The sequence below is a fragment of the Pseudomonas moraviensis genome, assembly GCF_900105805.1.
Taxonomy (GTDB): domain Bacteria; phylum Pseudomonadota; class Gammaproteobacteria; order Pseudomonadales; family Pseudomonadaceae; genus Aquipseudomonas; species Aquipseudomonas moraviensis_A.
On sequence record NZ_LT629788.1, the window covers coordinates 5376102 to 5390501 of the forward strand.

Annotated in this window: 13 protein-coding genes; 2 read left to right on the top strand and 11 right to left on the bottom strand. The window is 61.2% G+C overall.

Annotated elements, in window-relative coordinates; translation table 11 throughout:
• Window positions 1–9 precede the first annotated feature (9 nt).
• The 6 genes from BLU71_RS24150 to BLU71_RS24175 are packed head-to-tail and all read right to left on the bottom strand — an operon-like array spanning window position 10 to window position 4258.
• Complete coding sequence (locus tag BLU71_RS24150; RefSeq protein ID WP_083354045.1) at window positions 10–1689, bottom strand: acyl-CoA synthetase family protein; 1680 nt, start codon at window positions 1687–1689, stop codon at window positions 10–12.
• Entirely contained in the window at window positions 1686–2231 is a 546-nt protein-coding gene (locus BLU71_RS24155) for a membrane protein (RefSeq protein WP_042608716.1), read from the bottom strand. The genes BLU71_RS24150 and BLU71_RS24155 overlap by 4 nt, the downstream gene beginning before the upstream one ends.
• A complete protein-coding gene (locus tag BLU71_RS24160) occupies window positions 2228–2482 on the bottom strand; it encodes an acyl carrier protein (protein ID WP_016772026.1) in 255 nt (84 codons plus the stop codon). Before BLU71_RS24160 ends, BLU71_RS24155 begins: the two co-directional genes overlap by 4 nt.
• Before the next feature lie 9 nt (window positions 2483–2491).
• Window positions 2492–2767 (bottom strand): phosphopantetheine-binding protein, encoded by a 276-nt coding sequence (locus BLU71_RS24165; protein ID WP_039756723.1) that lies wholly within the window; start codon window positions 2765–2767, stop codon window positions 2492–2494.
• Window positions 2745–3557, bottom strand: coding sequence for a lysophospholipid acyltransferase family protein (locus BLU71_RS24170; RefSeq protein WP_042608718.1), 813 nt, complete (start codon window positions 3555–3557; stop codon window positions 2745–2747). Before BLU71_RS24170 ends, BLU71_RS24165 begins: the two co-directional genes overlap by 23 nt.
• Entirely contained in the window at window positions 3533–4258 is a 726-nt protein-coding gene (locus BLU71_RS24175) for a beta-ketoacyl synthase chain length factor (protein WP_064363227.1), read from the bottom strand. Before BLU71_RS24175 ends, BLU71_RS24170 begins: the two co-directional genes overlap by 25 nt.
• A 356-nt stretch (window positions 4259–4614) precedes the next feature.
• On the opposite strand from BLU71_RS24175, the gene BLU71_RS24180 reads away from it, so the two are divergent.
• Entirely contained in the window at window positions 4615–5385 is a 771-nt protein-coding gene (locus BLU71_RS24180) for a ParA family protein (protein WP_056787407.1), read from the top strand.
• Window positions 5386–5518: 133 nt separating this feature from the next.
• Here the strand turns inward: BLU71_RS24180 and trxC are convergent, their stop codons facing one another.
• Window positions 5519–5953 carry a thioredoxin TrxC gene (trxC, locus tag BLU71_RS24185; protein WP_083354046.1) on the bottom strand — a complete coding sequence of 145 codons (435 nt, stop codon included), beginning with the start codon at window positions 5951–5953 and terminating at the stop codon, window positions 5519–5521.
• A 200-nt stretch (window positions 5954–6153) separates the two neighbouring features.
• Here trxC and BLU71_RS24190 point away from each other — a divergent pair, with 200 nt between their 5' ends.
• Window positions 6154–6543: a helix-turn-helix domain-containing protein gene (locus BLU71_RS24190; protein ID WP_042608722.1), complete on the top strand. Its 390-nt coding sequence runs from the start codon at window positions 6154–6156 to the stop codon at window positions 6541–6543.
• A gap of 6 nt (window positions 6544–6549) precedes the next feature.
• Here the strand turns inward: BLU71_RS24190 and selO are convergent, their stop codons facing one another.
• From selO to BLU71_RS28235, 4 genes are all read right to left on the bottom strand, one after another.
• Window positions 6550–8013 (bottom strand): protein adenylyltransferase SelO, encoded by a 1464-nt coding sequence (gene selO / locus BLU71_RS24195; protein WP_083354047.1) that lies wholly within the window; start codon window positions 8011–8013, stop codon window positions 6550–6552.
• A 48-nt stretch (window positions 8014–8061) separates the two neighbouring features.
• A complete protein-coding gene (mscK, locus tag BLU71_RS24200) occupies window positions 8062–11415 on the bottom strand; it encodes a mechanosensitive channel MscK (RefSeq protein WP_083354048.1) in 3354 nt (1117 codons plus the stop codon).
• Between the two features lie 34 nt (window positions 11416–11449).
• The gene (locus BLU71_RS24205) at window positions 11450–13192 is read right to left on the bottom strand and encodes a potassium/proton antiporter (protein ID WP_042608725.1); all 1743 of its coding nucleotides are present in this window, start codon (window positions 13190–13192) and stop codon (window positions 11450–11452) included.
• 322 nt (window positions 13193–13514) lie between these two features.
• Complete coding sequence (locus BLU71_RS28235) at window positions 13515–14387, bottom strand: methyl-accepting chemotaxis protein (RefSeq protein WP_371919857.1); 873 nt, start codon at window positions 14385–14387, stop codon at window positions 13515–13517.
• Window positions 14388–14400 lie beyond the last annotated feature (13 nt).

Sequence of the window (14400 nt, forward strand, 5' to 3'; positions counted from 1 at the left end):
CGCCACAGGTTATGCATTGCCAACTCCTAGCAGGATTCGGCCGCTGGAACAGGTCGCCGTGTCATTGCGATAAGCGAAATACAGTTTGCTGCGCTCCGGATCGAAACGCAGGTGTAACTGGATTTCATCGCCGGGGCGCACCAGTTGCTGGAACTTCAGCACTTCCATGCCGGCAAACGGGCCGGTCAGGTTGAGCAATTGGCGACCCAGGTTCAATGCCCATTCCACCTGCACCACACCAGGCAAAACCGGCGCCTTGGGGAAGTGCCCGCTGAAGTAGGCCAGGTCCGGCGGCACGCTGAGTTGCAGGCTCCACTCACCTTCGGTTTCGCTTTGTTCCAGCACTTCGGGCGCTTTTGGTCGTGCGGCCAAAAGCAACGCTTCGACGTCGGCTTGCGCCAGTTTGCCCTGGCTGTTGAATGGCATTTGCCGCAGCAGGCGCCAGCGTCGGGGCAGGGCAAGGGCTTCGCAATGCTGGCTCAGATGTTTGCGCAGTATTTCGGTCAGGCCACGGCGGCCGTGCTCGCGCAGGCCGAACAGGCCAGATTCGCTGAGTACCAGCAGCGCACCGAGCGAGGCGCGGTTTTCCTGCACGACACCGAGGCGCGCTTCCGCGACCCAGTCGTGATCGATCAGAGCCTGTTCGAGCATCGGCAGTGAGATACGTTTTTCTTCCAGTTTGACGATGCGGTCGAGCCGCCCCAGCAGTTCGAAGCGACCGTCAGCGGCAATGCGCGCGGCGTCGGCGCTGTGTTCGATGTGGCCGGCAGGCAGATAAGGCGAGGCGATCAGCAGGGCGCCGTCGCTGTCCTGGCTCAGTTCGACGCCGGCGAACGGCTGCCACAACGACTCGCCCTGGCGCCAGGCGATGCCGCCGGTTTCCGAACTGCCGAGGATTTCCGTCGGCCATTGCTGCAAGCGCTGTTGCAGACTTTGCGCGGCCTCCAGCGGCAACGCGCCACCGGAAGAAAATACCCGGCGCACGGCCCTCAAGGCCGGCCAGTCGAGGTTGTCGCCCATGCGCTTGAGCAGCGCCGGGCTGGCGACCCAGGCAAAGGTCGGGTGCTCGCGGCTGGCGCGCTGCAAGTCTTCGGAAAACGCCAGTTGCCGGCGCACGAATGGACGTCCGGCGCACACCGGCCACAACACGCGAAACAGCAGACCGTAGATGTGTTGCGTGGCGACACTGCCGATGATGCAAGCCTCACCGAGGTCTGCGCCCCACAGCTGCTCCAGCGCCTCGACTTCATTGGCCAATTGACGCAGGGTCTTGTCGATGCGCTTGGGCTCGCCGCTGGAGCCGGAGGTGCACAGGCTCAGTCGGCATTGATCGAGATCCAGTTCGGCGCCGGGCAAACCCGGTTGAGTGAAGTCATCGAGCTGCGCGTCGCCCGGCTGATCGGTCAGCCACAGATCGACTTCAGGGGACCAGCGTTGGCGCGTCTGTGCTTGCAGGTCTGCCGGCAGCAACACGCTGACGCCGGCGCGCCACGCACCAAGCAGGGCGATGGCGAGGTCGGCGGCATCTTCCAGATGCACGGCCAGGTGTTTCACGCCTTGGCCTTGCAGGCCAGCGGCAACGCTCAGGGCCTGCGCGTGCAACTGCGCGTGATCGAGAGCCGGCGCCTGGCAGATTGCCCGTGCCGGCAGTGCCTTGAGCAACAGCTGCTCAAGTTTTATCCAATTCATGTACGGCCTCTTACCCGTTGTCGTATCAGCCATTCAATGGCAAACATCAGGCCGATCAATCCATAGGAGATCAGGCCGGTGTACAACATCCACCAATCCAGCGGCGCCCACAGGGTGAGGAGGGCGGCGCACAAACCGTTGCAGAAGAAAAACACGCTCCAGGCCAGCGTGACCTTGCGTGTGTAGCGAACGGCAACCTCCGGCAGCTCCGGCTCGCGCAAGCGCGCCAGGCGCTCGACCATCGGCGGGCCGTATTTCAGGCTCACGCCGAACAGCACCAGCATGAACGCGCTGATCAGCACCGGGTACCAGCGCAGCAATTGCGGGCTGTCGAATACCGCCAGCAACAGGCAGAACGCGATCGCTACGCAGGCCATCCACAGGCTGCCGGGCTTGCGTTCGCCGGTCAGGGCGCGCGCCAGCCACAGGCTGCCCAGCAGCAGTGCAAATTGCCACGGGGCGAAATGCTCCATGCCGAAATACACCGCGAAGGGGTACAGCAGACCGGCCAGCAGCAGGCCCAGGCCGATCAGTCGGCTCATGCGGCCGGTTGAACCAGACGGAACACCGCCTCGACCACGTCACCGACGGTGCGCACTGATTTGAATTCTTCGGCGGCGATCTTCTTGCCGGTCTGGCGTTTGATGTGATCGATCAGGTCGACGGCGTCGATGCTGTCGATTTCCAGATCCTGATACAGATTGGCGTCCATGCTTACACGGGCCGGATCCAGTTCGAACAGCTCGACCAGGGCATCGCGCAGGGTGTTGAAAATATCGTCACGAGTTTGCATGGTCCGGTCTCAAGCTGCCTGTTTTGCCGTGACGAATGCCGCAAGGCTGGCCACGTTGGTGAAATGGTTGCGGGTGTCTTTGGCATCGGCGTCAATCTTGATGCCGTATTTTTTCTGGATCGCCAGGCCCAGTTCCAGTGCGTCCACGGAATCCAGGCCGAGGCCTTCGCCGAACAATGTCTGCTCGTCGCCGATGTCCTCGGGGCTGATGTCTTCGAGGCCGAGGGCGTCGATGATCAGCAGTTTGATGTCACGCACCAGGCTAGCGGTGTTCAGTTCGCTCATCTGCGGCGAGCTCCTTAATGAAATAGTCATGCAAATAATCGTTGAGCTTGCGCGAGGCCTGCGGTGCGGGGCCTTGCGCGGCGAAGGTCTGTGGGTCTATATCGGCCCCCACGCGAAAACTGAAGTGCACGCGGCGATGGGGGATGCGATACCACGGCTCGGCTTTGGTCAGGGTGGTCGGGCTGACCTTGATGATCACTGGGGTAACGATTTTCGCACCGCGCAAGGCAATCGCCGCCGCCCCCCGATGAAAGGCCGGCGCCTGCCCGGGCCGGGTGCGCGTGCCTTCGGGGAATATGATCAGGGTCTGGCCGTCCTGCAACGATTGCGCAGCGGCATCGAGCATATCCATGCTGCCGTCATTGCTGATGTACTCGGTGCGGCGCAGCGGGCCACGGGTGAACGGGTTTTCCCAGAGGGTCTTCTTCACCACGCAATTGGCGTGGCGCACCAGACCGATGAGAAACACCACATCGATCAGCGACGGGTGGTTGGCAATGATCATCTGCCCCGGCCGGCCAAGTCGTTCGGCGCCCTCGATGTCGTAGGTGAGCACGCCGGTGCGCGCCATGAACCGCACGAAAAACCAGAACAGTCGGCTGACCGTACGCCGGGCGCGCAGGCGATGTTCAAGTGCGTCACCGGGCAGGCAACCGAGCAGCGGAAATACCAGCAGGCGCAGGCACAGCCCGCCGAGCCCGAACAAGGCGAAGCTCGCAGCAGTGGCCAGCAGGCGCCAGTAATAGGCGTCGCGGTGTTTGGCGGTCACGGGTTGCGATGCCAGGTCCATACACGATTTTTCCACGCATGTTGGCAATCAGGTTGCTGGCCGAGCAGGGTTCGCAGCAGGTTGAGCGCGTGCGGCCAGTGCGCCTTTGACCGGGTTTCGCTGCTGCTGTTCAGGGTCAGCCGCCAGTCGGTACCCGGCGTCAGCAACAAACCGAGCGCGTAAGGGAACGGCACATCATCGACCCACTGTGAGTACGCCTCGGGTGGCTGCTCTTCGGTGATCACCAACAGCACCGCCGTGGCGCCTTCAGCAAGCAGTGCCGCCGCTTCGAGCATGCCGTGTTCCAGACCGTCGCCAGCGGCAGCGAGGGCGGTCATTTCGCTGGTTTCGCCGCGCATGATCGACCACAAACCGATGATCGCGTTATGCACCGAAAGGCTGAACTGGGTCGGCGACAGAGGCTGTTCGGTGGCCAGATCGCGGAGGATTTCAAACGTGCGAGGGGTTTCACCGTGCCGCGAGACGAACACCAGCGGCAGATTGCTCCTTCCGTCGGCCAGCGGCCAGCCAACGCTGAAGGCCATCCGCGCCAGACGGCTGAGGCGGCGGCGCTGCATGGCCGGCAGAAACGACACATCGGGCGCGGCATCACTGCTCTGGAGCACGACCGGTTGTCGGCTCCAGGCCTGCCAGGCGTCCACGCTGTCGAGCCCCGGGGCCCACGCGCGCCATTGGGCGATGTTGAAGTTGATCACGGACATTCATCCCGCCCCTGCGGGCTTTCGTTGACGCGTTGAGTCGCCAGCGCCGCAGCAGGCTTGGCTTGGCGCAGGGCGCCGGGTGGCGCGCATTATCCCGGTGCGACGGGTGTGTAGCAAATGTTGGTTACATTTTGCCCAACAAAATGTACCGAGCGGTTCGTCAGGTGGCTATCACTTGGCCATTATCCATATTCCCCGCGGCCTGTCTGTCAGGAGTCTCTGCGATGGCTGGCGGTTTTTTCCATGGCTGAGCGTCGATATTTACACCTGACGGCGTAGTCCATGTCCGTGAAGGTAGCGAAGCGCGGTCACCGGCAACTACACTCGGTCATTCTTTGATACACGGAGGTTTGGTCATGCGGCGCGTGGTGTTCAATCAGAAAGGTGGCGTAGGCAAATCCAGCATCGCCTGCAACTTGGCGGCGGTCAGCGCCAGCGAGGGTTATCGCACGTTGTTGGTCGACCTCGATGCCCAGGCCAATTCCACTCAGTATCTGACCGGGCTCACTGGCGACGACATCCCCATGGGCATCGCCGATTTCTTCAAACAGACGCTGTCCTCCGGGCCGTTCTCGAAAAAGAATCAGGCGGACATCTATGAAACGCCGTTTGACAACCTGCACATCATTACCGCCACTGCCGAGCTGGCCGATCTGCAGCCCAAGCTCGAGGCGAAACACAAGATCAACAAGCTGCGCAAGTTGTTGGACGAGTTGTCCGAAGACTACGACCGCATTTATCTGGATACCCCGCCAGCCTTGAATTTCTATGCGGTATCGGCGCTGATTGCGGCGGATCGGGTGTTGATTCCTTTCGACTGCGACAGTTTCTCCCGTCAGGCGCTGTACGGGCTGATCGCCGAAATCGAGGAATTGAAGGACGACCACAACGAAGGCCTGGAAGTCGAAGGCATTGTGGTCAATCAGTTCCAGGCGCGGGCGAGCCTGCCACAGCAGATGCTCGATGAGCTGATCGCTGAGGGCTTGCCGGTGCTGCCGGTGTATCTGAGCAGTTCGGTGCGCATGCGCGAGTCGCACCAGGCCAGCATGCCGCTGATCCACCTCGATCCACGGCACAAACTGACCCAGCAGTTTGTTGAACTGCACAATCTGCTGGAAGGCCACTGATTCCCCGAATGACACGCAAATTCCTAATGTGGGAGCGAGCCTGCTCGCGGATAGGCCGGCACATTCAATATTAGCGCTGAATGATCGGCCGCCTTCGCGAGCAGGCTCGCTCCCACAGGGTGATCTGGTTGTGTCAGATCCCTTGGCTACGCAACCACGCCATCAACTGCGGCAACGGAAACGCGCCACTCTGGCGCGCCACTTCCCTGCCTTTTTTAAACAGAATCAGACTCGGAATCGAGCGAATTCCCAACTGTGCCGACAACTGCTGGTTCGCCTCGCTGTCGAGCTTGGCCAGTCGACACTTGCCCGCCAACTGCGCCGCGGCCTGTTCAAACACCGGCGCAAACGACTTGCACGGCCCGCACCAGTCCGCCCAGACATCTACCAGCAACGGCAGATCACCCTTGATCTGACTGGCGTAATCGCCTTGTTTGAGCTCGAAGGGTTTGCTCAACAGCACCGCAGATTTGCAGCGTCCGCATTTGGGCTGGTCAGCCAGGCGCTCGGCGGGGATGCGGTTGAGGCCGTTGCAGGTGGGGCAGGGGATGAGAAGTGGGGTGGACATAATGGGCTCTCGGGCAGGAAGTCTTTGAAGACTGATCTGGAGTCGAAGTCGCGATTATCAAGTAATTGTTCTGTAGGTCACGACCTTCTTTATTTGAGGAAAACGCCTACGCATATCGGTGGGGAGGCTGACTATCTGGAATTTATCGAGTCGGTAATCTTGTGCAGCCCTCAACGATATATCTCTTGGACTTCCGTGCAATGACCACCAAGACTGTGAAACGCTTTTCCCTCTCCGAGCTTTTGCGTAGACCGGAAGACGAAGACGACTACGACGCTCTGGTATCGGCAATTGACGAACTGCTGGAAATTACCGGCGATGATGAGTCGCACCCGTTGATGAGCTTGGTGGACATCATCGGTGACTGGATCGAGGAATGGGATCGCACCCATCACCCCATGGCTAAGGCAAGTGGCGAAGAGGTTCTCGGTTACATGATGCGCGAGCACGGCCTGACCCAGAGCGATTTACCGGGTGTTGGTACTCAATCGGTTGTCTCGGAGATTTTGAGCGGTAAGCGCAAGCTCAACTTGCGCCAGATTCGCTGGTTGGCCGAACGTTTCAATGTGCCTATCGACGTGTTCACCTGACCTTGCTCACGACGAACAACTGATCTCCAAATGCTTGCCCCACTCCGGCGGCCGCTCGGCGTAACCTTCCATTCCCGGCTGTTCCTCGAACGGCTTGCTCAACACCGCATGCAGGCGGCGTACTTCGGTGTAGTCGCCTTGCTCGGCAGCATCAATGGCTTTTTGCGCCAGGTAATTGCGCAGGATGTACAGCGGATTGACCGCGTGCATCCGCGCGCGGCGTTGTGCCTGATCGGCATCGCCTTCGCGGGCCACCCGGGCGACGTAGCGTTCGCCCCAGGCATCGAAACCCTTGATATCGACGAATTCATCGCGCAGGCGGGCAATGGCCGGTTCGGCTGAATCTTCACCGAGGCGGCGGAAGAACAGTGTGTAGTCGACGCCGCTGTTCTGCATCAGTTGCAGCAGGTTTTCCAGCAGTTGCTGGTCATCGTCCTCGGCGGTGGTGAAGCCGAAGCGGCGGCGCATCAGGTCGAGGTAGTGCGCCTGGAACAGCGGCAGGTACAGGCCGAGGGTTTCACGCAGGGCCTCGACGCTGATGAACGGCGTCAGTGCCTGGGCGAGGGCGCTGAGGTTCCACTGGCCGACCGGCACCTGATTGCTGAACGAGTAGCGGCCCTGATCATCGGAGTGGTTGCAGATGAAATGCGCGTCGAAGTCATCGAGGAAAGCGAACGGGCCGAAGTCGAAGGTGATGCCGAGGATCGACATGTTGTCGGTGTTCATCACGCCGTGGCAGAAGCCATAAGCCTGCCACTTGGCGATCAGTTCGGCGTTGCGCTCGACGATCTCGCGGAACATCGCCAGATACGGTTCCGGTTGCTCAAGGCATTCGGGGAAGTGCATCGCCAGCACATGCTCAGCGAGCTGTTTCTGCTGCTCGGGGCGTTTGGTGTAGTAGAAATATTCGAAGTGGCCGAAGCGGATATGGCTCGGCGCCAGGCGCAGCACCATCGCCGCGCGTTCCTGCTTTTCACGCCAGACGGGCGTGTCGGAGCCGATCACGCAGGCGGCCCGGGAAGACGGAATGTTCAACGCGTACAGCGCTTCGGAAGCGAGAAATTCGCGAATCGAGGAACGCAGCACCGCGCGGCCATCGCCCATGCGCGAAAACGGTGTTTGTCCGGCGCCCTTGAGGTGCAAGTCCCAATGCTCGCCGGCGTTGTTGTAGACCTCGCCCAGCAGCAAACCGCGGCCGTCACCCAATTGCGGGGTATAGCCGCCGAATTGATGCCCGGAATACACCATCGCTCGGGGTTCGGCGTCGGCCCAGAGTTTGTGGCCGCCGAACAGTTGCGCGAATTCTTCGGTTTCGGCGCTGGCCGCATCGAGATCCAGCAGAGCCAGGGCGGCCGGGCTGGCGACCACCAGACGCGGGTTGTCGATCGGCTCCGGCAGTACGTGCGCAGAGAACGCGTCGCCGAGACGGGCGAAGCGGTTGTCGAAAGTCAGTTCGTCGAGGGCTTTCACGGGCCGGCTCCAGCAGAATGTCCGAGCATTCTGCTGGGATCATGACGGTTAGTCGAGTTTGCCCGGCGGGGGTTCCGACAACGGTTTCTGCCCGTCGACGACCGGCACGATGGTTTTGTTCTCCGGTTCCACCGGCACCATCTTGTATTCCTGGCCGTGCAGATTCTTCAGGTAAACCTCCATCTGCCGGAACGAGATGTTGATGTGCTGCTTCTTGAACTCGCGGTTGATGAAGCGGTTGACCTCGTCGAGCACCGGGTTACGGTCACCGAGATCGCGCACATGCATGCGCAGTTCGTGGTCGAGGGTGCTTTCGCCGAAGTTGAGGAAGTACACGTGCGGCTCCGGTTCCTTCAGCACGCGCGGATTCTCCCGGGCCGCTTTGAGCAGCAACTCCTTGACCAGATCCAGATCCGAGCCGTAGTCGACGCCGAGCTTCAGCGTGACGCGGGTGATGGTGTCGGTCAGCGACCAGTTGATCAATTGCCCGGTAATGAACGTTTTGTTCGGGACAATGATGTCCTTGCGGTCGAAGTCGGTGATGGTCGTGGCGCGGATGCGGATCTTGCTCACCGTGCCCGACAGGTTGCCGATGGTGATGGTGTCACCGATCCGCACCGGGCGTTCGAAGAGGATCATGATGCCGGAAATGAAGTTGGCGAAGATCTCCTGCATACCGAAACCCAGACCCACCGACAGCGCTGCCACCAGCCATTGCAACTTGTCCCAACTGACGCCGAGGGTCGACAGGGTGGTGACAAAACCAACGCCGGCAATCACGTAGGACAGCAGCGTCGTTGTCGCATAAGCGCTGCCCTGGGCCAGGTTGAGTTTGGACAGGACGAACACTTCGAGCAGGCCGGGCAGGTTGCGCGCGAGGGCGAAGGTAATGCCGATGATGATCAGCGCGCCGAGCATGTCGCCGATGCTGATCGGCACCATGCTCATGTTGGCGCCGGTGCCGCTGGTGTATTCGTAGAGGGTGATGTTGTCCAGATACGAGAACACCGAAATCAGGTCCGACCAGACCCAGTACAGCGCCGCGATGAAACCGCCGAGCAGGGCCAGACGAATCAGGCGCAGGGACTGTTCGTTGACCTTCTCGATGTCCAGCGTCGGCTCTTCGATCACCGCTTCCCCGTCGCCGGCCTCTTTCGCCGCCTGCCGTTTCGCCAGCGCGCGCTGATAGGCCAGACGCCGCGCGGCAACGCTCAGACCACGCACGAAGGTGGCTTCGATGACCAGCCAGAACATCAGCAGGTACAAGGTATTGATCAAGCGGTCGCTGAGTTTCAGCGCGGTGTAGTAGTAGCCGAAGCACACCGCAACAAACAGGGCGATCGGCAGCAGAGTGAACATCACCCCGACGGCTTTGCGGAACAGCGAAGCATTCTGGTGCGTCGGGCTGCTGATCAGCAGGCGACTGAGCAGCCACGCCATCAAGGCGTAGCAGGTCAGCACCACCGGCATGCCAAGCACGTCATCGGCCAGCGCCGCCGGTTGCAACTCGGCAACCGCCACCACCGCGACCAACGCCATCACTACCAAGCCGAGTCGACGTACCCAGCCCTGAAGGAACTCGACCTGCGGTTTCTCCCAGCGGAAGTGCAATTCCGCCACGCCGCCCGGCGCAAGGATCCGGTAAGCGGTGTAGAACACCAGCCAGGCCTGACCCATCTGCAACAGCGCTGCGCCCATATTGGCGTTCTGCCCGCGCGCGTCGATCTGCAAGGCCAGACCGCACAGCGCCAAACCCAGCGCCACCGGCATCGCCAGCAAAATATTGATCAGGATTGCCTGCGGCGTGTGCCATTGGCTGTCGCGCTTGAAGTGGCCGATGTCCTGGTGAACCTTGTTGAGTCTTCCGTACAGCGCCTTGCGTCGCCACAACAGGGCGCCGATCAGCAACGCCAGCGGCAGGAACAACAAGGGGCGCTGGGTCAGGCCGTCGGTCAGTTCGCTCAGGCTCGACGCCCAGGGCAGGGTATTGACCTGCCGCTCCAGACGCTCCGGCACACCGCGCATCCATTCCACGTCCAGTGGCTTGTTGCTGGGGATCCAGAACATCTGTTCGTCGAGGGTCGCGCGCAGGCTCTGCGCAGTGCTGAGCAATTGTTTCTGATTGAGCTGCAGGGTGATCGACTCATTGAGCATCGCGCTCAATTCGCGGTTCAGCCGCTCGAGCAGATCGGCGCGAGTGTTGGCCAGATCGAGCAGGCTCTTGCGCAACTGCGGAGTGACCTGCTCCGGCGGCTGCGTGGCCAGCAGATTGTCGACATAGGTCGCCGGGTTGCTGAGCAGTTCGCGTTGCTGGCTGACGTCGAATTGATAGAGGCGAATATCGGCAATCTGGTCGGCAAGGTCGCGGTCGACCTTCAAATGGGGAAGTGCCTGTTTTTGTTTGTAGAGAATCTTGGACAGGAGCAGGCTGCCCTTCAACACGTTGATCTGCTCGTCCAGCGCTGAATCGCTCTGGGTCAGGGTGTCGAGTTGCTGTTTGGTCTGCAGGTTCTGCTGCGTGACTTCGTTGAGACGGTCGGTGCTCTTGAGCAAATAGTCGGAAAGCTTGAGGTTGGTTGCACTCTCGCTCGCCAGCAGGCTGCTGCCCCCGGCCTTCTGCGCTTCGATCGATTGCTGGGTGACGGTTTCCTGCGACTGCGCCAGACGCTTCTGGTTGATCAGGGTCTGCAGTTCCTGGATTTCGCGGTCGAGGCGATCGGATTTCTCCGAGAGCAAGTCATGCTGGGCGTTGCCCAGATCCTGCAATTGAGTGTTGCCGGCCAGTTCCTGACGGCGCAGCGGAATCAACGCATTGAGTGCGGCCAGTTCGGCATTCAACTGGTCGCGCTGTTCGGCGGTGACCGTTTTGCCGGTGTCCTTGCCGGATTTGAGGATGGTGTTGATCTGCTGGATGCGCGTCTGGCTGGCGGAAATCTCTGCCTGAGCACGTTCGGGACGAGTCTGCGCGGTGATGATCAGGCTGTTGGCTTCGGCCAGGGCTTTTTGCAGATCGCTTTGCTGGGTCGAGCGATCGGTGAGGATCTGCTCCAGTTGCTGGATCGACTCCTTCGGAAAACGCTGGGCTACCGGCACCGGCGCGGTAGCCTTGAGGCGGCTCAGTTCGCGGGTGTTTTCAATCGTCAGCTTCGGCGCATTGGCCAGCTGACGCTTGAGATCGATCAGCTTCTGCTCGTAATCACGCTCGTTATTGAGCTGATTGAGGGTGTTCTGCAGGACGGTCTGCAAAGTCTTCTTGTCGGCGTCCGGCAGTTTGCTGTCGGCCAGTTTGTCGAGGCTGGCCTGCACGGCGTCGCTGGACGGTGGTTCGGCAGCATGCAGCGGGCCGACGACAAGACTGAGGCCCAGCAGGGCCGCGGCGAAAAAGGAGCGCAGGGTAGGCATAGAGACCGGTCAAGCAAGTGAGAGTGGAGGCAGTTTAGAGGAAGAGTCCGGGGCCCGGGCGACTTCCTTCGGGGAATCTGACGCCCACTTTGCCGATCTTGTTCCCGTCCATGACCGCGACCGTCCAGTGGGTATTGTTCCACTCCACCTGGTCACCGACGATGGGGGCGCCCCCGACTTTCTGGGCGATGAATGCCCCCAGCGTCATGTCCGGATCGATGCCTTCGGCCGGCAAGCCATACAGCGCTGCAACCGCTTTAAGCTGGGCGTCTCCTTCGAGCACGAAGTCGCCGAAGAAACGCAGATCGAGACCGCGTTGCGGCGCCTGGCTGAACAGTTTGCCGAGGGCCGACAAGTTGTGTTCATGGCCAATAACACACAGCAAATCATCGACTTCCAGCACCGTACTACCCGACGGATGGAGCAGTTGCTGGCCACGAAACAGTGCCGCGATGCGTGTGCCTTCGGGCATTTTCAGTTCACGCAGGGGCGAACCGATGCACCATTTCTCGGCGCCGAGCTTGTAAACGAACAGTTCCCACTCGCTGGTCACGTGCACTTCCAGCGCCGCCCGGGAGATCGGCGCGGGTTCTGGCGGTACCGTCACTTTGAGCAGCTTGGCCACCCAAGGCAGGCTCGTGCCCTGCACCAGCAGCGACACCAGCACGATGAAGAACGCGAGATTGAAGTAGAGCTGCGCTTGCGGCAGCCCGGCCATCAACGGGAATACCGCGAGAATGATCGGCACCGCGCCGCGCAGACCGACCCAGGAAATAAAGGCTTTTTCGCGACCGTGGAAGGCCTTGAACGGCAGCAGACCGACCATCACCGACAGCGGCCGCGCGAACAGGATCATCCACAGCGCCAGACCGAGGGCGGGCAGGGCGATCGGCAGCAGATCATGGGGCGTGACCAGCAGGCCCAGCACCAGGAACATGCCGATCTGTGCCAGCCAGGCCATGCCGTCGAGCATGTGCAGAATGCCGTGGCGGCTGCGCACCGGGCGGTTGCCGATCACCAGACCGCACAGGTACACGGCGAGAAAGCCGCTGCCATGCAGGGCGTTGGTCAGCGCGAACACCACCAGGCCGCCGGCGATGATCAGAATCGGGTACAGGCCGGCCGCGAGGTTGATGCGGTTGACCAGTTGCAACATTACCCAGCCGCCGCCCAGACCGATCACGCCACCAATGCCGAATTCGCGGATCAGGTGGGTCAGCAGGCTCCAGTGCAGGCCGGTCTGGCCGCTGGCGAGCATGTCGATGAGGGTAACGGTGAGAAACACCGCCATCGGGTCGTTGCTGCCGGATTCGATTTCCAGACTGGCGGTGACCCGCTCGTTCAGCCCTTTACCGCCGAGCAACGAGAACACCGCAGCGGCGTCGGTCGAACCGACGATGGCGCCGATCAGCAGGCCCTGAATCAGATTGAGGTCGAACAGCCACGCCGCGGCCATGCCGGTCAGCCCGGTGGTGATCAATACACCGACCGTGGCCAGCGACAGCGCCGGCCATAACGCCACGCGGAAACTCGACACCCGCGTGCGCAAACCGCCGTCGAGCAGGATCACCGCCAGAGCGAGGTTGCCGACCAGATAGGCCGTCGGGTAGTTATCGAAAATGATCCCGCCACCATCGACCCCGGCACTCATGCCGACCGCGAGGATGATGACCAGAATCGGAATGCCGAGACGTGAAGAAAGCGAGCTGACAAGAATGCTTGCGCCTACCAGCAACGCGCCGATCAAGAACAGGCTGTTGATGGTCGTCGCATTCAAAGGCAGTACTCCAGAAGCGTAAAGACGGGGGCACAAACTGACCATGCAGTCTGCGTGCCAGCGATTCTAACCTGTTGAAATGTGATGCTGTCAAAAAGCTTTTCAGGGTGACATCAGGATTTGCGGCAGGCGGACGATTGCGGCCCTCACCCTAGCCCTCTCCCAGAGGGAGAGGGGACCGACCGCGTTGATCATGCGAGATACATCGACCTGAAGTTCCTGAGTCGAACTCAGGTTTGAACAGCTCAGAGATCTGCTCCCTTTCCCCCTCTCCCTCTGGGAGAGGGCTGGGGTGAGGGGCTTTTGACCTTGATCTCAAAATTTACAGGCTGAACCGCCCAACCATGTTGTTCAGATCCAGCGCCAACCGCGACAGCTCGTTGCTCGCCGCACTGGTCTGACTCGCGCCGGTCGCTGATTGCACCGACAGATCACGGATGTTGACCAGATTGCGGTCGACTTCCCGCGCCACCTGCGCCTGCTCTTCGGCGGCGCTGGCGATGACCAGGTTGCGCTCGTTGATTTCGACAATGGCGCTGTTGATCGTGTCCAGGGACATCCCTGCGCCACGGGCGATGTTTAGCGTCGATTCGGCGCGCTCGGTGCTGTTGCGCATCGAATCCACGGCGTGTTCGGTGCCGCTCTGGATGCTGCCGATCATGCGTTCGATTTCGCTGGTCGACTGCTGGGTGCGATGGGCCAGCGCGCGCACTTCGTCCGCCACAACGGCGAAACCACGACCGGCCTCACCGGCACGCGCCGCTTCGATCGCTGCGTTCAATGCCAGCAGGTTGGTCTGGTCGGCCAGGCCACGAATCACGTCGAGCACCTTGCCGATGTCGCGGGATTCATTGGCCAGGTCGCCGATCAGCGAAGCCGTGCTCTGCACATCGGCGCTCATGCGTTCGATGGCGCTGACGGTTTCCTGCACCAGATCACGACCGTCGCCCGCCGAAGTGGTGGCGTTTTTCGAGGCTTCCGAAGTGCTGACCGCGTTGCGCGCGACTTCTTCGACGGCACTGGTCATCTCGTTGACGGCAGTGGCCGCCTGCTCGATTTCGTTGTTCTGCTGGGTCAGGCCGCGAGCACTTTCGTCGGTGACGCTGTTCAATTCTTCAGCGGCGGAGGCCAGCTGCGTGGCCGACCCGGAAATCCGCTGCAAGGTGTCGCGCAGCTTCGATTGCATCTTGGCCATCGCCGCCAGCAGG